General features: G+C 61.5%; 14 protein-coding genes, 1 tRNA gene and 3 riboswitches. Of the genes, 9 read left to right on the top strand and 6 right to left on the bottom strand.

Annotated elements, in window-relative coordinates:
* The first annotated feature begins 105 nt into the window (after positions 1 to 105).
* Together BCA01S_RS11085 and BCA01S_RS11080 are read left to right on the top strand one after the other, a co-directional pair.
* Entirely contained in the window at positions 106 to 2481 is a 2376-nt protein-coding gene (locus tag BCA01S_RS11085; protein WP_027776940.1) for a tetratricopeptide repeat protein, read from the top strand.
* 42 nt (positions 2482 to 2523) lie between these two features.
* Positions 2524 to 3669 carry a DegT/DnrJ/EryC1/StrS family aminotransferase gene (locus BCA01S_RS11080; protein WP_027776939.1) on the top strand — a complete coding sequence of 382 codons (1146 nt, stop codon included), beginning with the start codon at positions 2524 to 2526 and terminating at the stop codon, positions 3667 to 3669.
* A gap of 97 nt (positions 3670 to 3766) precedes the next feature.
* On the opposite strand, the gene BCA01S_RS11075 is transcribed toward BCA01S_RS11080, so the two are convergent.
* The 4 genes from BCA01S_RS11075 to BCA01S_RS11060 form a co-directional block, all read right to left on the bottom strand.
* Positions 3767 to 4504, bottom strand: coding sequence for an LbetaH domain-containing protein (locus tag BCA01S_RS11075; RefSeq protein ID WP_027776938.1), 738 nt, complete (start codon positions 4502 to 4504; stop codon positions 3767 to 3769).
* Between the two features lie 147 nt (positions 4505 to 4651).
* A complete protein-coding gene (locus BCA01S_RS11070) occupies positions 4652 to 5314 on the bottom strand; it encodes an acetyltransferase (RefSeq protein WP_027776937.1) in 663 nt (220 codons plus the stop codon).
* Between the two features lie 225 nt (positions 5315 to 5539).
* Complete coding sequence (locus tag BCA01S_RS11065; RefSeq protein WP_027776936.1) at positions 5540 to 6550, bottom strand: sodium:calcium antiporter; 1011 nt, start codon at positions 6548 to 6550, stop codon at positions 5540 to 5542.
* Positions 6551 to 6639: 89 nt separating this feature from the next.
* Positions 6640 to 6820, bottom strand: a riboswitch (yybP-ykoY riboswitch).
* A 131-nt stretch (positions 6821 to 6951) separates the two neighbouring features.
* Positions 6952 to 7027: transfer RNA gene (locus tag BCA01S_RS11060), tRNA-Arg, on the bottom strand.
* A gap of 293 nt (positions 7028 to 7320) precedes the next feature.
* Here BCA01S_RS11060 and BCA01S_RS11055 point away from each other — a divergent pair.
* Positions 7321 to 8247, top strand: a complete 927-nt coding sequence (locus tag BCA01S_RS11055; RefSeq protein WP_027776935.1) for a c-type cytochrome — start codon at positions 7321 to 7323, stop codon at positions 8245 to 8247.
* Positions 8248 to 8369: 122 nt separating this feature from the next.
* On the opposite strand, the gene BCA01S_RS11050 is transcribed toward BCA01S_RS11055, so the two are convergent.
* Together BCA01S_RS11050 and BCA01S_RS11045 are read right to left on the bottom strand one after the other, a co-directional pair.
* Positions 8370 to 8939, bottom strand: a complete 570-nt coding sequence (locus tag BCA01S_RS11050) for a hypothetical protein (protein ID WP_027776934.1) — start codon at positions 8937 to 8939, stop codon at positions 8370 to 8372.
* 160 nt (positions 8940 to 9099) lie between these two features.
* The gene (locus tag BCA01S_RS11045; protein ID WP_020067448.1) at positions 9100 to 11208 is read right to left on the bottom strand and encodes a UvrD-helicase domain-containing protein; all 2109 of its coding nucleotides are present in this window, start codon (positions 11206 to 11208) and stop codon (positions 9100 to 9102) included.
* A 407-nt stretch (positions 11209 to 11615) separates the two neighbouring features.
* Here BCA01S_RS11045 and BCA01S_RS11040 point away from each other — a divergent pair, with 407 nt between their 5' ends.
* From BCA01S_RS11040 to BCA01S_RS11010, 6 genes are all read left to right on the top strand, one after another.
* The gene (locus BCA01S_RS11040) at positions 11616 to 12665 is read left to right on the top strand and encodes an oxidoreductase (RefSeq protein WP_027776933.1); all 1050 of its coding nucleotides are present in this window, start codon (positions 11616 to 11618) and stop codon (positions 12663 to 12665) included.
* Between the two features lie 182 nt (positions 12666 to 12847).
* Positions 12848 to 13198, top strand: coding sequence for a hypothetical protein (locus BCA01S_RS11035; RefSeq protein WP_027776932.1), 351 nt, complete (start codon positions 12848 to 12850; stop codon positions 13196 to 13198).
* Between the two features lie 81 nt (positions 13199 to 13279).
* Positions 13280 to 13379: riboswitch (glycine riboswitch) on the top strand.
* A gap of 42 nt (positions 13380 to 13421) precedes the next feature.
* Positions 13422 to 13574: riboswitch (glycine riboswitch) on the top strand.
* Between the two features lie 80 nt (positions 13575 to 13654).
* Entirely contained in the window at positions 13655 to 14773 is a 1119-nt protein-coding gene (gcvT, locus tag BCA01S_RS11025) for a glycine cleavage system aminomethyltransferase GcvT (protein ID WP_027776931.1), read from the top strand.
* A 78-nt stretch (positions 14774 to 14851) separates the two neighbouring features.
* Positions 14852 to 15232: a glycine cleavage system protein GcvH gene (gcvH, locus tag BCA01S_RS11020; RefSeq protein WP_020067442.1), complete on the top strand. Its 381-nt coding sequence runs from the start codon at positions 14852 to 14854 to the stop codon at positions 15230 to 15232.
* Between the two features lie 160 nt (positions 15233 to 15392).
* A complete protein-coding gene (gene gcvP / locus BCA01S_RS11015) occupies positions 15393 to 18329 on the top strand; it encodes an aminomethyl-transferring glycine dehydrogenase (RefSeq protein WP_027776930.1) in 2937 nt (978 codons plus the stop codon).
* A gap of 116 nt (positions 18330 to 18445) precedes the next feature.
* The gene (locus tag BCA01S_RS11010) at positions 18446 to 19576 is read left to right on the top strand and encodes an alginate lyase family protein (protein WP_027776929.1); all 1131 of its coding nucleotides are present in this window, start codon (positions 18446 to 18448) and stop codon (positions 19574 to 19576) included.
* Positions 19577 to 19597 lie beyond the last annotated feature (21 nt).

The following is a 19597-nucleotide window of genomic DNA, read 5'->3' as shown; positions in this document are numbered from 1 at the left end:
CGTCCGTAATCAGGTGAATTGGTGGCCATTTTGCCGTCACTTCCACCCTTCAGGCTGCGAATTCCGACTTGATAATCCAACGTACAGCTTCCTCGTGCGAGCATCATGTCCATCCAATTCGACCTCTCGGCTCCCCAGCCTCTTTCTCCTGAACAGCAACGCGCTCAGGACATCGCTCTCGTCATGCAGAGCGCCATCGAGCAATATCACGCGGGCGAGGTCGACGACGCGCGGGCGCTTTTCGAAGCGATCGTCGAAGCGATGCCGAATCACGCGGACGCGAATTACAACCTTGGTGTCGTTAAAGTTCAGACAGGCTATCCGGCTGAGGCTGTTCCGCACTTTGAGGTGGCTTTGGGCAGCAGTCCGGCCAACGGCCAGTACTGGGTCGCCTATATCAATGCCCTGTTCGAAAGCGATCAGGTGGCCGCAGGATGGACGGCGGTGGAGTTGGCACAGCAGCAAGGCGTTCATGGGCCGGCGTTGAACAGCTTGATTCATCAGTTGGCCCAACCGGAAGAGCGGCTGGCGGTCAAGGTCCATGATGGCCGGAAAGCCTCAGATGATGTGAACCTGATTATCGGCGAAGCCGCGAACGAGCCGGCTAAGAATCCGGGCGCGGCGATTAACGTGGCTCAACATCGGCGCGCGTCGACCGTAGAAATCCAAAAGCATAATGCGCTTGTGCACAAAGGGAATTTTACGGAAGCGATCAAGCTGGCACGCAAGCTAACGGCTCGCTATCCGAATGACATCCAGAGTTGGCGTGCACTGGCCATCTCGCTGCACAAAGCCAATCGATTCCAGGAAGTGATGGAAGCGTCGCGCAAAGGCGTTGAATTGGATCCGGGTGACGTGATCTGCCGATTACTGCTCGCCGATACATCGCGCCACCTCGGTGCGCTGCAAGAAGCTGAACGCCAGTCGCGCGAACTCATCGCCATTTCTCCCGATCACGCGGAGGCACATCGAATTCTCGGTGTTACGCTTGTCGCGCTCGGGCGGCGCGCGGAGGCGATTGCATCATGCTCACGAGCCGCACAGCTTGCGCCGCACTCCGCTGCTGTACACAGTTCGCTCGGGAACGTCTACCTCGGCATCGGCGCCATCGCAGAGGCAGAAACTGCGTTGCGCACGGCGCTCGCTATCGAGCCCTCAGATGGAAACGCGCGTACCAATTTGCTGTTCTGTCTGACGCACAGCAGTACGATTGACAAGGCTGCGCTGTTCGAGGAACACCGATTGTTCGGGGAAGTGCACAGCGTTCCCGGCATCGTTGCCAACCGACGCTACGCCAATCAGCGTGACCCTGACCGCAAGTTGCGAATTGGCTTTGTTTCCGGCGACTTTTGCAATCACGCAGCGGCTTACTATCTTTTGCCTGTCGTCCAGCATTTGAGCCGTGATCCCGATCTATCGCTCCATTTTTACTACAACTTCGGGGTCAATGATCATTTCACTGAGAAACTTCGCTCTCATGCCGACTCGTGGCACGTCGTGGCGAATCTGAGCGATGCGGAACTGGTCAAGAAGATTTCTAGTGATGGCATAGATATCGTCGTAGACCTTTCCGGGCATACGGCACATTCACGAATCATTGCGCTCGCGCACAAGCCCGCCCCCATCCAGGCCTCGTGGATCGGCTATCCCGCCACCACTGGGATGACCGCATTCGATTACTACATCTCCGATCGCTTCATCACGCCTCCGGAACATTTTGAAGACCAGTTCGTCGAGAAGTTGGCCCTGTTGCCCGCGATTGCTCCGTACATGCCGCCGCCAAACTGTCCGCCGGTGAACGCGCTGCCTGCACTGCACAAGGGCTACGTTACCTATGGAAGTTTCAACCGGCTCAACAAGCTGAGTCAGGAAGTTATCGCACTCTGGAGCGTCATTCTGCGCGCAGAGCCGTCGTCACGAATGGTGATCGGCGCGATTTCGAGCAAGCTGGATGAGCCGACATATCTCGAATGGTTCGCCGCGGAAGGCATTACCGCCGACCGGCTCACGTTTTGCCCTCGCGGGTCACTGCCTGTGTACATGCAGCAGCACCATCAGGTCGATCTTTGCCTCGACACCTTCCCGTACACAGGCTCGACTACCACGCTCAACGCCTTATGGATGGGAGTCCCGACAATCACGATGCCAGGCACATCGATGCCGAGCCGCGGAGGCGCTTGCTGGCTCGAGCACGTTGGACTTGAGCAGTTCATTGTGCGGAACAAGGAAGAATTCATCCGCAAGAGCATCGACCTGACGCGAGATCTCGATGCTCTGAATGAACTTCGCATCGGGATGCGCGAACGATGTCTGAACTCAGTTCCTTTCCAGCCAGAAAAAGTAGCCAGCGGCTTCTCGATCGCGGTACGCACCATGTGGAAGCGTTGGTGCGCAGGCGATATGCCGACGACCTTTGAGGCGACATTGCCAGCTGACTGGTCGCCCTCGCTCGCTGCACTTTCGACGGACGCCGTGATCTGATCGTCCGTGACGCACCGCCCTTAACTAGCGAAGAACCGAATCATGAACGCAAGCCTACCTGCAGAAGCAGTGTCGGCGTTGACAGAGGAAACCATCTTTGTCACGCAGCCTTATTTGTCGCCGCTGGACGACTTTATTCCCTATCTCCGCGAGATATGGGAGAGCAAGGTATTGACTAATGGCGGCCCATTTCACCAACGACTCGAGGCGGCGCTCGAGGAGTACCTCGGTGTTGAACATCTCGCGCTGTTTTCGAATGGCACGTTAGGTCTGGTCACTGCATTGCAGGCGCTACGCATTACCGGTGAGGTGATCACGACGCCCTATTCGTTCGTGGCAACAGCGCACTCGCTGCTTTGGAATGGAATCAAGCCGGTTTTCGTCGACGTAGATCCGCACACGCTCAATATGGATCCGCGGAAGATCGAGGCAGCGATCACGCCCCAGACCACGGCGATCCTGCCCGTGCATTGCTACGGCTATCCTTGCGACACCGACGCCATTCAGAAGATCGCTGACAATTACAACCTGAAGGTTATCTACGACGCTGCTCACGCATTCGGCGTGCGCAGCGAAGGCAAGAGCATTCTTCGCCACGGCGACCTCTCCGTCTTAAGCTTTCACGCAACGAAAGTCTTCAATACGTTCGAGGGTGGCGCAATTATTTGTCCAGATGCAAAGACCAAACAGCGGGTCAATCACCTGAAGAACTTTGGTTTCGTCGACGAAACGACTGTCGTCGCGCCCGGCATTAACGGCAAGATGAGCGAAGTAAATGCCGCGTTCGGGCTTCTGCAGCTGAAGAATATCGACGAAGCCCTTGCCCGCCGGCGTGAAATCGCCTCCCAGTATTGCGCACTGCTTTCCGATGTGCCTGGAATCCGTTGCCTGCCAGCTTGCGACAACCCCATTGCGAATCGCGCGTACTTCCCAATTCTCGTGGAAGACGATTTCCCGTGTAGTCGCGACGCGTTGTTTGAGAGCTTCCGTAGCCACAACATCATCGTGCGCCGCTATTTCTACCCGCTGATTTCGGATTTCCCGATGTATCGCGGCCTTGTGAGCGCCAGTCCTGCGAACCTCCCGGTCGCAGCCGATGCCGCGAGGAAAGTGCTGTGCCTGCCGATTTACCCGGGGCTTTCGGCCGGAAACATAGAACGGATCGTCGACATCATCAAAGCCTATTAAAAATAGCGCATTCACTTCTAGGTCACATACTACAAAGCACTTAATGCATGGATTGCATCAAGTGCTTTTTTTCATTGAGCGCGAAAACCGCCAGTTGTCAGGACACCTTCGCGACAACCTTGTTTGCATTCGCCAGTTCGGCAGTTTTGTCCCGCTGGAGCTCCCCGAGCACTTCCAGTGCACGCCCCTCATCTGCAGTGAGATCGACGAGGAAAGCGTCGTTGTTCCTCTTGATCCACTGAAGCGGCATGTCCCACCACGCCAGATCGAGCAGGCGCTCCCGCACCCTCTCCGAAAAACGGAAACGCACGAGCCGCGCCGGCGACCCGACATAAATGCCGTACGGTTCACTTCGGAAGTTCGGTGGTATCACGGAGCGCGCGCCAATGACACACCCACTTTCGACGACGCTGCCACCGAGAAACAATGCCTCATCTCCAATCCATACATCGTTGTGGATAACAGTGTCCGCGTATTGCGGCATGACAGCGTTGTTGAGGCCTTCACCGTAGATGCTAAACATGGTTGTCGATATGGTCTTCATTTCATGCTGCGCATTCAGAATGAATTTGAGACCCATACCACCGGCGACGTTCTTTCCAATGACCAGTTTTTGCGCATTGCCGTCGTACCTCGCTACCGAACCCACGCCCAATATTGAGCAACGGCCAATATGGAACGTTCCCTGCGTGGCCTCTTCGTCCAGCCAATTCCTGAAGAAATTGTTAGGGATGGTTGAGTAAGCTCCGTCCCGGTAGCCAATGACGATGAAATGCTTCGAGAGCGGATGGGTCGGCACAACGCCGACGCTGTCGTCCGATGTAACAACGTTCATATTTTATCCATTTACATTCAGGTTATTGCCGGGTGAGTGAATTCGTTTCACTCACTTGAAGCTTTCTCTCGCGCGCCCTAAAGCCGTTGACAGGTTCGGAGTAAAGACGCGAGCAAGTCGTGGATATGATGAATCCATCGCCTGCCTTCACAGGTAGCGCGCCCCGGGAGCCCTGTCGCTGACCTTTTTGGCAGGGCAGCCGTAGGCGACCGAATATGCTTCGATGTCCTTCAGAACTGTGGCACCCGCGCCAATTACACTGTGTTCGCCGACCGTGATGCCGTGGCGAAGTACGGCGCCGATGCCGATCGCGGAGAACGCGCTGATCCGGCAGTTGCCACCGGTTATAGCCCCCGGTGCCAGGCTCGAAAACTCGTCCATGACAGAATCATGGTCCAGTGACGAGTTCGTGTTCAAGATGCAGAACGAGGCGACCCGACAGTCAGGATTAATTATCGCTCCCGCCATCAATACGGTACCGGCCCCGACAGTGGTGCTGCGAGCGATCGTCGCCCGCGGATGAACGGCATTCACAAACGGTAGTTGGGGGCAATACTCGCTGACCTTCGCTGCAACTTTCGAACGGACCAGATTGTCGCCGATAGCAACAATTACCCCTTTCAAATCATATTCGGCAGCGAGACGCGGGAGATCGGCTTCAGAGCCGAGCACCTGATAGTTCAGCGTCTTCTCACCTACGTTGCGGTACCCGTCGATTAGCCCGGCAATTCTGTACTTCGCTTCCTGTTCAACGATGTCGATGACGACTTTCGCATGGCCCCGCGATCCGACTATGACAATGTTGCTCATACCGCACTCCTTGGACTTGCCCAACTGGTTCAGTGCCTCTTCACGCGTCCACGGCATGCGCGAAATAGAGCGCGGCGCGGCGGCGCAGCCATTGGCAGCGCCCCACGAAATCCGCGTCTTAACATTCTGCGAAATTATGCCGTCACTCTCCACTGGGTGATCCCGAGAGTTAACCGGGGAAAAGCGTCTAAATCGACGCGCTCCAACGACGGCGCGTCGCAACGTCTAGCGGCTCAGCGTAATCGCCAGATAAGTCACATAAAGCGCACCGCACACGAGCAGCGCCCACACCGGAGCGCCGCGCTTCCGTGCGTTGATCCGCAGCCACGCCGCCGCGGCTAGCGTGATGACGATGCCCGTGACAACCTCGATCCGCGGCGTCCACGGCGTCAGAAGAATGCCGATCGCCGGTAGCAACGTGCCCTGGAACACCATTGCACCGGTGATATTGCCGAACGCAAGCGTGTCCTTGCCGCGGCGAATCCACAAAATGCTGTTCACCTTCTCCGGCAGTTCGGTGGCGATCGGGATGATCAACAGGGAGAGCAGCAGCGGCGAGACGCCGAACGCCTCGGACACGCCCCGAACGCCGTGGATGAAACCTTCGGCGCCCCACACCAGCAAGGCGACCGCGAGCGCGAGCTGGATGGCGATCGTCGCCAGGTTCGTCGACACGCCGAGGCGCGCGAGCATCATCTTGCCCGGCGCCTCCGTGCCGTGGCCGGCATCCACGAGACTGTTCGACGCGCGGAAGGTCGCCACGACATAGGCGACATAGACGCCCACGAGCGCAACGCTGAATAGCGCGCGGACGATTCTTTGCTCGTGCGGCACATACATGGCCGCGGCCGCCAGCAGGAACGCGAAAAGGAAATAGTTGAGGTCGCGCGTGAAGCCTGAGCGTTCAGGTGCGACGCGTCCGCCGATGCCGCGCGAACGCAGGACCGCGAGCGTCATGAGGAAGGTGGACAGCGTCGAAAGCATCAGCGGCGCACCGAGGATGGCGCCGACACCAATTTCCTCGTTGACGGCGTGATCAGCCGTGCCGCCGATGATCGCGATCAGCGGCACCAAGGTCTCCGGCAACGCAGTACCCACCGCCGCAAACAGCGAGCCGGTGACGCCTTCCGAAATTTTGAGGCGCTCGCCGAGATGTTCGAGCGCGTTGGTGAAAAGCTCGGCCGCCACCAGAATGACGACCAGCATGACGGCCAGTTCGATGATAAGACCGGTCATGCACGGCTCCCGTCGACGGGAAGCGCGCGGCGCGGCGCATGGTGCAGGAGGAAATTGGGTAGGGGACAACGTGATTTCACAGCGGCTCCGCGGTCGGACGTAAGACGAACCAATGACGCACCGCCACCCGTCCGACCAGAACGAAGCAGTGCGCCAATGGTCTCGCCAAACCGACCCGGTCGAACGCGCCATGACCCGTCAGGTCAAGTATGTTGACGCGCTCTCCTTCATGCGATGCGTGAAGGAAGGCTACTCCCCAGTGACCGGGGGATTCTAGCGGGAGTGAGCGCAGCGGACAAGCCTGGGGATAAGGCGCCGAATGGCGCAACATTGAACGCGCGGGAAATAAAAAAGGGCTTAGGCGTTGTTTGCCTAAACCCTTGATTCCGAGCCAATGTTATTGGCGCGCCCGGCTGGGATCGAACCAGCAACCCCTGCCTTCGGAGGGCAGTACTCTATCCATTGAGCTACGGGCGCTTTGACACAAGAAACGCGAAAGCGCGGCAAACTGAGCGGATGCGGCGCCAAAGCAAGACCGAAAGGATACCCGGTTTCCGCCATACCGTCCACCGGACGGCCTTCGGGCCCTTCTCCCGTGGTTTCGCGCACCTTTGCAGAACTTCGCGCGATGCGGGTAAACGCCTGCTGAACAGCGCGCCGCGGCCCTCGCCGCCGCCGAAAGCTTGCGTCTATAATCGTCCGTGGCCGATCAAGAACAAGAAGTTGCCGTCGCGCTGTACCGCTCACATACCCACGGAGACGAGACAAGCATGAGCGAAGCACCACACGGAGCCCCAATCAAAACCCCAGGACAGCTCATCGCCGCGGTCATCGCCGGGTTTGCTGTGCCGATCATCATCATCGTTCTGCTGGCCTATTACGTCGACAATTCGACGCGCACTGGCGCCGGCACCGACAGTCTCTCCGAAGCCGAGGTCACAGCCCGCATCAAGCCGATCGCCCAAGTCGACATTCGCGACGCCAACGCGCCACGCGTCTACAAGACCGGCGAAGAGGTTTACAAGGCGGTCTGCTCGACCTGTCACGCGTCCGGCGCGGCAGGCGCACCCAAGTTCACCAATACTGCGGATTGGGCACCGCGCATCTCGCAAGGCTTCGACACGCTGTTGCATACGGCGCTCGCCGGTAAAGGCGCCATGCCGCCGCGCGGCGGCACGAGCCCGGACGATTACAGCGACTTCGAAATCGCTCGCGCGGTGACCTACATGGCGAACAATTCCGGCGCGAGCTTCGCTGAACCGGCGCAACCGGCATCGGGCGCGGCGGCTGCGTCCGGCGCAGCTGTCGCTTCTGTCGCGGCCAGCGCTTCTGGCTCAACGGCTGCCGCCGGCGCTTCCGACGCGGGCGCGGCACAAGCCGCCGCCGCAGTGGCGGCAATGGCGAGCGTCCCGCAAGCCGCGGCTCCGGCATCGGGCGCCACGCAAAGCGCGGATGCATCGCAAGCGGGCAAGGCCTTGTACCAGCAGGTGTGCCAGGCATGTCACGCTGCCGGCGTGCTCAACGCACCCAAGTTCGGCGACAAGGAAGCGTGGGCGCCGCGCCTGAAAGAGCCCATGGACACCGTCTACAACTATGCGCTGCACGGCAAGGGCGCAATGCCGCCCAAAGGCGGCTCAAACGCCTCGGACGCCGACGTGAAGGCCGCCGTCGACTACATGGTCAGTGCCGCGAAGTAGCGCGCATTGATCGCGCGCAAAGACAGTTGCGCGCCGCTTGCCGGACAACTCAATCCCTGCACCGCAGCCACGCGGGCAGGGATTTTTTCATGCCCGACGGATTCTTGCGCGCGAGTGCCGCCTCATTGCGCGTCGACGGGACGAGCGAAGGCGTCGACAAACGAGAGCGCCGGCGTTCTGCGCGCAAGCTCGGTGAAACGCGCGTGCAATTCCGCCGGCGGAAGCCACGGATAACTCAAGCCTTCCTGCAACGCGTCGAGCAACGCGCCATCCGCATCCGGCACGACGTCCATGCGTCCGATGTGGATATGAAAGCGGCCGACAGCCGGCGTCTCATCGAAAGTCCATCGGTAGACGCCGTGGCCCACGCGCAATGCGCCGGCGGCGGGTTCACGCATCAGCACGAGCCACGGCAGCGCATCGATCGCTCCGTCGCGCACCTTCAGCGAGTCGCACACGTAATACGTGCGGCACCCCGTGTACGTCGCGCCGAAATCGGTGACGAGCGTCTTCGTGATCGCGTCCAAGCCGACCGTGCGCGCGGGGAAGGTGATTGTCGACGTCGCAAGAGAAATGGTGAGCTCGCAGTCAGGAGCAAACGCATCCGACATGCGTTGCGCGCGCGTGTTGTCTTTCGCGTCGATGTAGGCTTCGAGGGCGCTGGTGTATGGCGCGAGCGTCGGCGAGGTCATGCGGCGGTCTCCAGTTGGCATGCTAGAAGGTGCGCAAAGATGTGCAAAGGTACGTGACCGCGCGACCGACCAGCCGCGCCACTGTAGCGCGCCTTTCCACGAGAACCGGTGAAGCACCTGAGGTCAGCGGGGTCTTGCCACGCACGCGCTAACCAAGTTTTCAAGGCTTCTGCAGCAGCGCCTTGAGACTCGCGAGCCGGTCTTTCGGCGACATCGGTGCTTCTTCGGGCGTCGGCGGCGGCGCGTCGTCCAGCAGCATTTCGGGAATGAATCGCGACGGCTCGCAAACCACCGTCTCCCGTGCGCGCTTGCGCTTTTTGCACCAGTTCAGGTGCAGACTGCGTTGCGCGCGCGTGATCGCGACATACATCAGACGGCGCTCTTCCTCGATGCGCGCGTCGTCGATCGGCTCGTCGTCCGCGCCGCCTCTATGCGGCATGATTCCTTCTTCGACTCCCACGAGAAACACGTGCGGATATTCGAGCCCCTTCGACGCGTGCACGGTCGAGAGCCGCACCGCGTCCGGGTCTTCTTCGCGGCCTTCGAGCATCGACATCAACGCGACCGTCTGGATGAGGCCGAGCAGGTTCTTGCCCGTGTCGCCAAAGCCGTCTGCGGTGTCGTAGCCGGTTGCCTCCTGGTTGCCCGAGCCAGCGGATTCATCCGAGCCTTGCGGCTCGGCCTTCGTGCCCTTGCGCTTCAACCATTCGATGAACTCCAGAACGTTTTGCCACTTGGATTGCGCCTGACGTTCGTCGAATGCGTCGTATAGATACGCTTCGTAGTGGATCGCGTCCATCAACTCGTCGAGCAGTGTGCCCGCCGCGTCCTTTTCTGCGCGGTCGGTAAGGCGCTGCATGAAGTCGCAGAACACGCGCATCGGCTCGATCTGACGCGGCGACAAGCGTGCTTCAATGCCGCCCATATACACCGCTTCGAACAGCGACACCTTCGCTTGACCCGCGAACGAGCCGAGCGCTTCGAGCGTCGTGTTACCGACACCGCGACGCGGCGTGGTGATCGCGCGGATGAACGCGGGATCGTCGTTCGCGTTCGCAATCAGCCGCAGGTACGCGCAAATGTCCTTGATTTCAGCTTTATCGAAGAATGACTGGCCGCCGGACAGCACATACGGAATCCGCTCGCGGCGCAGCACCTGTTCGAAGATGCGCGCCTGGAAGTTGCCGCGATAGAGAATTGCGTAGTCGCGAAAATTCGCACGGCGCTCGAACTTGTGCGCGGACAGACGAAACACTACCGACTCTGCTTCGTGCTCTTCGTCGTTGCACGGCGTGACGGTGATCGAATCCCCCATGCCGTGCTCGGACCACAGCTTCTTTTCGAAGAGCTTCGGGTTGTTCGCGATCACGTTATTGGCGGCCGTAAGAATGCGCACGGTCGAACGATAGTTCTGCTCGAGCTTGATCACATGCAGCTTCGGGAAATCCTTGCCGAGCTGCGCGAGGTTCTCGAGCGTCGCGCCGCGCCAGCCGTAAATGGCCTGATCGTCGTCGCCCACCGCCGTGAATGCCGCGCGCGGGCCGGCCAGTTGCTTGAGCAATTCATACTGGCAGGCGTTGGTGTCCTGATACTCGTCGATCAGCAGATAACGCAGCTTGTTTTGCCAGCGGTCGCGCACCTGCTCGTTGCTCGCGAACAGTTCGGCGGGCAGGCGGATCAGATCGTCGAAATCGACCGCCTGGTACGCGTGCAGCGTCGCCACATAGTTGCGATAGACGATCGCCGCCTGGTGCTCGTCCTCGTTCGCGGCAATCGCGATCGCCTGTTCGGGCATGATGAGCCCGTTCTTCCACAGCGAAATGATCGACTGGATCTTGCGGATAAAGCCCTTGTCCGTCGAGCCGACCTGCTCCTGGATCATGCCGAAGCAGTCGTCGGAATCCATGATCGAGAATTGCGGCTTGAGGCCGACGTGTTCCGCTTCCTGCCGCAGAATCTGCACGCCGAGCGAGTGAAACGTGCACACCGTCAACTGATTGACGGGCACTTTGCGGCCTTCCTTGCCGGGCGTGGTCAGCGTCTTGCCCTCGAGCAGTTTTCCCACGCGCTCGCGCATTTCCGCCGCGGCTTTATTCGTGAACGTGACCGCCGCGATGTGGCGCGGCTCGAAGCCCTTTGCCTCGATCAGATGCGCGATTTTCTGCGTAATGACGCGCGTCTTGCCGCTCCCTGCGCCGGCGAGTACGAGACACGGCCCGTCAAGGTAACGGACCGCTTCATTTTGAGCGGGATTCAGGCCTGCGGACATCGTCTGTGGATGGGGTAGTGCGGGGTTGAAAAGCGGCTGTTCAGACGGAGCACTCGAACGCGCCGTTTGATAGCGGCGCTTGAGGCGCCGCAGCGCAGTATTGCCGGTCGCGAAGCCGGCGCATGCCGCGCGGCGCGCGCTCGGGGAATACATGCCACGCGTTGAGAGGCTCGCCCGGCGGGCCTCGGTTGGCGCGAGAGGAGCGATGTTAACACGGATGAAATCGGCGGATAGATTCTCTCGACGAATCCCGCGGATGAACCGGCGGCCACCGCGCCGCGAGAGAGGGCGGAGCTTCGGCGCCTGGCGTGCCGACGCAATCCCGGTCCCGCCCATGCCACAATGACGGCGTTGCGCGCCGCCGCCGCGGTGGCAAAGCGGCGCGCCGTTTTTGCAGGAAGACACGCATGTCCGCATCGCTGAAAATTGGATTGATGGGTTACGGATTCGCAGGCGCGACGTTTCATGCGCCGGTGATCGAGCACTGCGGTCGCGCCAGCGTCGCCGCCATCGCGACCGGCAGACCCGAGGCTGCGCTTGCCGACTATCCGCACGCGAAAGTGGTGGCCGATCTCGACGCGTTGCTCGCGCTCCCGGAGATCGACTGCGTGGTTATCGCCACGCCGAACGACACGCACTTCGATCTCGCGCGACGTACGCTCGAAGCAGGCAAGCATGTGGTGGTCGACAAGCCGGTCACGCTCAGCGCCGCCGACGCTCGCACGCTCGCCAACATTGCACTCGCGCGGGGCAAGCTGTTCGTGCCGTTTCACAACCGTCGCTGGGACGGCGATTTCATGACCGTCCGCGATCTGCTCGCGAGTGGCGAGTTGGGACGCATCACCCACTATGAATCGCATTTCGACCGGTTCCGGCCCGAAGTGCGTCAGCGTTGGCGCGAGGAAGCGTCGCGCGGCGGCGGGCTGCTGTTCGATCTCGGACCGCACCTGATCGACCAGGCGCTGGCGTTGTTCGGCGCGCCGCAGACCGTGTCGGCGACCGTGCGCACCCATCGCGATGACGCGAGCGCGCCCGACTACGTGCATATCCAGTTGGGCTACGGCGGGTTCGAAGTCGTGTTGCACGCAAGCGCGCTGACGGCGATCGTCGCGCCGAGGTTCGCCATTCACGGCACGCGTGGCAGTTACGTGAAGTACGGGCTCGACACGCAGGAAGACCAGTTGAAAGCCGGCTTGCGTCCGGGCGACGAGGCCTTCGCGGCCGGCAATGCCGCAGGCACGTTGCGCGTGATGGAGGGCGACCGCGAAGTCGAGCGCGAATTGCCGACGCGCAATGGCGATTATGCGAGCTTCTACATCGCGCTCGCCGAGGCGGTCCAGCACGGCGTGAAATTTCCGGTGAGCCCGCAAGATGCCGTCGACGTGATGACCATCATCGAACTCGCGGCGCGCAGTTCCGACGAAGGCGTCCGCCTGCCGTTCCAGCGGGTTCGTTGAACGGCGTTACCAGCTATTCAGGTGTTGCCGGCGCGGCGCAAAGTGCCGCGCCGGCAAGACTGACAAAGCGGAAAGCAATATAACGTTACAAAAGAGCGGGCCGACCGGGTCAGCGCTCGTCTGCCGTGATCCGTTGCTACGCCTGTAGCACCGCAAAACCACAACGACTTCACGGAGAGTTCATGTCACGACCCATCCGCGCCCTCGCCGCATGCGCATTACTGAGTTCGCTCGCCGCCTGTGTGGTAGCACCGCAGACTGAGCCGGCGTCGCGCCCAAGCCCGCAACAGATCGCCGATAAACGCCTGCATCAGGTCGACGGCCGCATCGACAATCTGAGCCGCCGTATCGACAATCGCGTCAATCAAGGTTATTACCCGCCGCCGCAAGGCGATGCGTTGCATCATCGGCTGGATGTGATCCGGCGCGAGGCGCACGAGATGGCGGGGCAACATGGCGGCGGCTTATCCCCCGACGAACAGCGCGTGCTGAACCAGGAACTGGACGGCGCGGCGCATGCGATCGGAGAATAAGGGCGAATCAGGGCAAACGAGGACGAATAACGGCGAATAAACCGTCCATTTGACAAGCCCCCGGCCCTCGCGTACATTCGCCGCACGCGTCGGGAGAGCGCGCGGGCCGCTGATTTTCGCAGGCCGCGCCGCCGAAGGGGCACACCCGCAAACTCTCAGGCAAAAGGACCGAACGCGTCGAAAGACCGGCCGCCACGTAACACACGCAACATCAAGGCGCCGTTTTTCGCACTCTGGAGAGCGGCAGTAGCCGTCTGCATCGCAATGTCGTGCAGATCCGGCAAGCTGCCCACCGAAGGGGCGCGCGTTCCGCCGTGACGAATCAACGTCGCCGCGGCAGCGCAATCTCTCAGGTATCGAGGACAGAGGGGCCATGCAGAACCACGCTCGCAGCCAGCAGGCCGCGAAGCGCGGCTCTGCATGGCCTTTTTTGTTTCGCGAGACGCCCGAGGCCCCATGACCGAACTCAAACACACTCCGCTCAACGCCACCCATCGCGCGCTCAACGCTCGCATGGTCGATTTCGGCGGCTGGGATATGCCCGTCAACTACGGCTCGCAGATCGACGAACACCGCGCCGTGCGTACCGACGCCGGCATGTTCGACGTCTCGCACATGTGCGTCATCGACTTCACCGGGGAACGCGTGCGCGGGTTCTTCGAGCATGCGCTCGCCAACAACGTCGCGAAGCTGCAAACGCCTGGGCGCGCGCTTTACTCGTGCCTGCTGAACGGGGACGGCGGCGTAATCGACGACCTGATCGTCTACTACTTCGGTGAAGATCATTTCCGCGTGGTGGTCAACGCGGGCACCGCCGACAAAGACATCGCGTGGTTCAAGCAACTCAACGAAGGCGGCTTTGGTCTGACCATCACGCCGCGCCGCGATCTCGCGATCGTCGCCGTGCAAGGCCCGAACGCGCGTGAGAAAGTCTGGCGAACGGTGCCGGCCATCCGCTCTGCCACCGAAACACTCAAACCCTTCAACGCCGCGCGCGTCGAAGCGACGCCGTTCGGCGAATTGACCGTCGCCCGCACCGGGTACACCGGCGAAGACGGCTTCGAGATCATCGTCCCGGCCGATCACGTCGTCGCGTTGTGGAATGCGCTGCAAGCACAAGGCGTGCGCCCGGCGGGTCTCGGCGCGCGCGACACGCTGCGTCTCGAAGCCGGCATGAACCTGTACGGCCAGGATATGGACGACAACACCTCGCCGCTCGACGCCGGCCTCGCGTGGACCGTCGACCTGACCTCCGCGCGCGACTTCGTCGGCAGGAGCCGGCTGGAAGCGGACGGTTCGCGCGCGGCGTTCGTCGGTCTGATCCTGCTGAAGGAGAACGGCAAGGCCGCAGGCGTGCTGCGCGCGCATCAGAAGGTCGTCACGCCGCATGGCGAAGGCGAAATCACCAGCGGCACCTTCTCCCCGACCATGCAGGAATCCATCGCCTTCGCGCGGGTGCCCAAAGGCGTGCAACCTGGCGACACGGTTCATGTTCAGATTCGTGACAAATCCGTGCCCGCAAGCGTGGTAAAACTGCCGTTCGTGCGCAACGGCAAAGTACTCGCAGTGAGTTGAACCATTGTTAGCAGCCGGCGCGTGCGTCCTTTTCCCAGTTTTTAGTCCATATCGAATCACACCGCATAGGAGCATCCGATGAGCATCCCGGCCGATCTGAAATACACCGAATCGCACGAGTGGGTCCGCACCGAGGCGGACGGCACGCTGACGGTCGGCATCACCGACCACGCGCAGGAAGCGCTTGGCGACATCGTCTTCTTCGAAGTACAGGAACTGGGCAAGACCGTCACGGCCGGCGATACCGTCGCCGTGATCGAATCGGTGAAAGCCGCTTCGGATATTTACGCGCCGGTCTCCGGCGAAATTATCGAAGCGAACACCGCCGTTGCCGACACGCCCGATTCGGTCAACAGCGCCCCGTATGAAAGCTGGCTCTTCAAGATCAAGCCGGCCTCGGACGCAGCACAGGATCGTTTGATCGACGCGGACGCGTACTCGAAGTCGATCGGCGCCTGATTCACTTTTATATAACCCGACAGGTGCGGCGCGTCCCTCTTGAAACATACAGGACCGCGTCGTGAAGAGAATCCCTTTGGGGATGCTCGTTCAGGAGACCTTGCGCACAGCGCCAGGTTTCGAACGGTCCAGCACGGACAGCCGCACCGCCAGGAACACCATGAAGCTCGAACACCCGGATCGTCTGATGAACCGCACTCCTCTCTCGCTCGCCGCGCTCGAAGTGCATGACGCCTTCGCTGAACGGCATATCGGCCCGGATGCGGCCGACCAGGAAGCGATGCTCGAAGCCTTGGGCTTCACGTCGCGCGCCGCGCTGATCGACGCCGTCATTCCAAAGACGATCCGCCGCACCGAACCGCTGCCGCTCGGCCCCTTCGCACAGCCTAAGAGCGAAGCAGAAGCGCTCGCCGCGCTGCGCGAACTCGCGGATAAGAACCAGGTGTTCCGCTCGTACATCGGGCAGGGTTACTACAACGCCCACACGCCGACGGTGATCCTGCGTAACGTGCTCGAGAATCCCGCGTGGTACACGGCGTACACGCCGTATCAGCCGGAAATCTCGCAAGGCCGCCTCGAAGCGCTGTTGAACTTCCAGCAAATGATCGTCGACCTGACAGGTCTCGCGATCTCGAACGCGTCGCTGCTGGACGAAGCCACCGCCGCAGCTGAAGCAATGACGCTGCTGCAACGCGTGGGCAAGCCGAAGTCGAACGTATTCTTCGTCGCCGACGACGTGCTGCCGCAAACCATTGAAGTGGTGAAAACGCGCGCCACGCCGGTCGGCATCGAAGTGAAAGTGGGTCCCGCAGCGGAAGCCGCGAACGCAAATGCATTCGGCGTGCTGCTGCAATATCCGGGCGTGAACGGCGACGTGCGGGACTATCGCGCGCTGACCGAGGCGATCCACGCAGCGGGCGGCCACGTGGTGGTCGCCGCCGACCTGCTCGCGCTGACCGTCCTTACGCCGCCGGGCGAGTGGGGCGCGGACGTGGCCGTCGGCAACACGCAGCGCTTCGGCGTGCCGGTCGGCTTCGGCGGCCCGCATGCGGCCTACCTCGCGGTGCGCGACGAATTCAAGCGCCAGATGCCGGGCCGTCTCGTCGGGGTGACCGTCGACGCGCAAGGCAATCCCGCGCTGCGTCTCGCGCTGCAAACGCGCGAACAGCACATCCGCCGCGAGAAAGCGACGTCGAACGTATGTACGGCGCAAGCGCTGCTCGCGATCATGGCCAGCATGTATGCGGTGTACCACGGCCCGCGCGGTCTCAAGACAATCGCGTTGCGGGTGAACCGCATCGCCGCGTTGCTCGCGGCAGGCGCGAAGCAGCTTGGCTACACGCTCGTCAACGAAACGTTCTTCGATACGCTCACGTTCGACACCGGCGCGCGCACGCAAGCGTTGCACGACGCGGCCAAAGCGAAGCGCATCAATCTGCGCCGCGTGAGCGACACGCAGGTCGGCGTGTCGATCGACGAAACGACATCGCGCCGCGATCTTGGCGATCTGCTGGCTGTGTTCGCCCAAGCCGCAGGTGCGAAAGACGCGCCGCAAGTCGACACGCTCGACGCCGCGATCACGGCGTCCGGCGCGGCCTCGGTGCCGGCCGCGCTGGAACGCACGAGCACGTATCTCACGCATCACGTATTCAACCGTCATCATTCGGAAACGGAAATGCTGCGCTATCTGCGCAGCCTGTCGGATAAGGATCTCGCGCTCGACCGGTCGATGATCCCGCTCGGTTCGTGCACGATGAAGCTGAACGCGACGTCGGAAATGCTGCCGGTCACGTGGCCCGAGTTCGGCCAGATTCATCCGTTCGCACCGGCTGAGCAAACCGTCGGCTACCGCGAAATGATCGATCAGCTCGAAGAGATGCTGGTCGCCGCAACCGGGTACGCAGCGGTTTCACTGCAACCGAATGCGGGCTCGCAAGGCGAATATGCCGGCCTGTTGATCATCCACGCATATCATGCGTCGCGCGGCGAAGCGCATCGCAACGTCTGCCTGATTCCCGCTTCGGCGCACGGCACCAACCCGGCGTCGGCGCAAATGGCCGGCATGCAGGTCGTGGTCGTCGCGTGCGACGCGCAAGGCAACGTCGACGTCGAAGACCTGAAGAAGAAGGCCGACCAGCACGCCGACAAGCTCGCGGCGATCATGATCACGTATCCGTCCACGCATGGCGTGTTCGAACAGAACGTCCGCGAAATTTGCGAGATCGTGCATGCGCGCGGCGGTCAGGTCTATGTGGACGGCGCGAACATGAACGCGATGGTCGGGTTGACCGCGCCGGGCCAGTTCGGCGGCGACGTCTCGCACCTGAATCTGCACAAGACGTTCTGCATTCCGCACGGCGGCGGTGGACCGGGCGTCGGTCCGGTCGCGGTTGGCGCGCATCTCGCGCCGTTCCTGCCGAACCAGATTTCGTCGGGCTACGAACGCGCGCCCAATGGCATTGGCGCAGTGTCGGGCGCACCGTACGGCTCGGCGTCGATCCTGCCGATCTCGTGGATGTACATCGCGATGATGGGCGCGAAAAATCTCACCGCCGCGACCGAGACCGCGATCCTCAATGCGAACTACGTCGCGAAGAAACTCGCGCCGCACTATCCGGTGCTGTACTCGGGCCCGGGCGGACTCGTCGCGCATGAGTGCATTCTCGATCTGCGTCCGATCAAGGAAACGAGCGGCATCACTGTAGACGACGTTGCGAAGCGCCTCGCCGACTATGGTTTCCATGCGCCCACCATGAGCTTTCCGGTGCCGGGCACGCTGATGGTCGAGCCGACCGAATCGGAATCGAAGGAAGAACTCGACCGGTTCATCGAAGCGATGATCGCGATCCGTGACGAAATTCGTGCTGTTGAAGAAGGCCGCTCGGACCGGGAAGACAATCCACTGAAGCACGCCCCGCACACGGCTGCAGTCGTCATCGCGGACGAGTGGAAGCATGCGTACGCGCGCGAAACCGCCGCCTATCCGCTGCCCACGCTGATCGCGAAGAAGTACTGGCCGCCGGTCGGCCGCGCGGACAACGTGTATGGCGATCGCAACCTGTTCTGCTCGTGCGTGCCGGTTGCCGATTACGAGTAACACCCGGCCGTCGCCGCGCGCCGCCCGTAGCCTGTAGCGTGCGGTGCGCGGTTCTGTCGCTGGAGGCCGCAAACGGCTAACATCACACACCGAATCAGCCCAACGAGGAGTTTCGCATGGTGCGAAAGGTGCGATTGATGCAAAGCCCGGCCGGGGCAACGCGAGTCCCAACGTGGCGGCACGCATGCGCATGCCTGCTTGCCGGCGCCGCCGTGTTGCTGCCGCTTCGCAATGCACAGGCGGCAATGAATTTTTGCGCAGCGCCCGCCTGGCAAACCAGCGAGCGCACGAATGCCGATCCCGGCGTCAAGGCATTGGTGAGCAATGTGCTCGCGCATCTGGGCGACAAGCCTCACGCGCAAGCCAAACTGCACACGGAAGGCACGCTGCCGCACGAGGGCATCTACGACCAGAGCGTCGAAGCCGAGAAGGATCTCGACCTGTTGCGGGACGCGGCGCTCGCATGGCGCGCCACCAGCGACGACCGGTATCTGAAGCTCGTCGACCGTTTGCTGTACGCGTGGGTCACGACCTATCAGCCGAGTTTCAATCCAATCGACGAAACGCACTTCGAAGGGCTGATCCTCGCGTACGACATGACCGCGAGTGCGCTGCCTGTGAAAACGCGTAACGCGTCGATGGCTTTTCTGACGAAGCTCGCGAACGGCTACATCGCCGAGATCGACGACCAGCCGCGTCCTTTGAAAGGTACTTACCGGAACAACTGGCAAAGTCATCGGATCAAACTGATAGCCATGGCGGCCTTCACGCTCGACAACCGCAAAATGATCAATGCGGCGCAGCGTCTCTTTGCCGAGCATATTGGCGACAACATCGAGCCAGACGGCTCCACGATCGACTTCAGCGAACGCGACGCGCTGCACTATGTCACTTACGATCTGCAGCCGCTCGTTACCGCCGCGCTCGCCGCCCGCCGCCACAACCGCAACTGGCTGCCGGAGAAGGGCGCGAACGGCGCGTCGCTGCAAGCCGCGCTGAACTGGCTCTCGCCGTATGCGGACGGCAGCAAGACGCATGAGGAATTCGTGCATTCGAGCGTCGCATTCGACGCAAAACGTCGCGAAGCCGGCTTGCCCGGCTATTCGGGTCAGTGGGATCCGAAGAACGCGACGGAACTGTTTCATCTGGCGGCGCGTCTCGACGGACGCTATACGCCGATTGCGCTGCGGCTCGCGCCGACGCCACCCGCGTGGCTCGCCGTGTGTTTGCCGATGCCGGCGCGCTAAACCAACTTTCATCAGCAGGGA

Origin of the sequence: Paraburkholderia caledonica NBRC 102488, from assembly GCF_000685095.1 — a bacterium.
Taxonomy (GTDB): Bacteria; Pseudomonadota; Gammaproteobacteria; order Burkholderiales; family Burkholderiaceae; genus Paraburkholderia; species Paraburkholderia caledonica.
This window is presented reverse-complemented; position numbering and strand designations above follow the sequence as displayed.

Bases quoted from the DNA above. Each gene is read 5' to 3' on its own strand.
- BCA01S_RS11085 (WP_027776940.1), top strand. From the start codon at position 106: ATGTCCATCCAATTCGACCTCTCGGCTCCCCAGCCTCTTTCTCCTGAA.
- BCA01S_RS11080 (WP_027776939.1), top strand. From the start codon at position 2,524: ATGAACGCAAGCCTACCTGCAGAAGCAGTGTCGGCGTTGACAGAGGAA.
- BCA01S_RS11075 (WP_027776938.1), bottom strand. From the start codon at position 4,504: ATGAACGTTGTTACATCGGACGACAGCGTCGGCGTTGTGCCGACCCAT.
- BCA01S_RS11070 (WP_027776937.1), bottom strand. From the start codon at position 5,314: ATGAGCAACATTGTCATAGTCGGATCGCGGGGCCATGCGAAAGTCGTC.
- BCA01S_RS11065 (WP_027776936.1), bottom strand. From the start codon at position 6,550: ATGACCGGTCTTATCATCGAACTGGCCGTCATGCTGGTCGTCATTCTG.
- BCA01S_RS11055 (WP_027776935.1), top strand. From the start codon at position 7,321: ATGAGCGAAGCACCACACGGAGCCCCAATCAAAACCCCAGGACAGCTC.
- BCA01S_RS11050 (WP_027776934.1), bottom strand. From the start codon at position 8,939: ATGACCTCGCCGACGCTCGCGCCATACACCAGCGCCCTCGAAGCCTAC.
- BCA01S_RS11045 (WP_020067448.1), bottom strand. From the start codon at position 11,208: ATGTCCGCAGGCCTGAATCCCGCTCAAAATGAAGCGGTCCGTTACCTT.
- BCA01S_RS11040 (WP_027776933.1), top strand. From the start codon at position 11,616: ATGTCCGCATCGCTGAAAATTGGATTGATGGGTTACGGATTCGCAGGC.
- BCA01S_RS11035 (WP_027776932.1), top strand. From the start codon at position 12,848: ATGTCACGACCCATCCGCGCCCTCGCCGCATGCGCATTACTGAGTTCG.
- gcvT (WP_027776931.1), top strand. From the start codon at position 13,655: ATGACCGAACTCAAACACACTCCGCTCAACGCCACCCATCGCGCGCTC.
- gcvH (WP_020067442.1), top strand. From the start codon at position 14,852: ATGAGCATCCCGGCCGATCTGAAATACACCGAATCGCACGAGTGGGTC.
- gcvP (WP_027776930.1), top strand. From the start codon at position 15,393: ATGAAGCTCGAACACCCGGATCGTCTGATGAACCGCACTCCTCTCTCG.
- BCA01S_RS11010 (WP_027776929.1), top strand. From the start codon at position 18,446: ATGGTGCGAAAGGTGCGATTGATGCAAAGCCCGGCCGGGGCAACGCGA.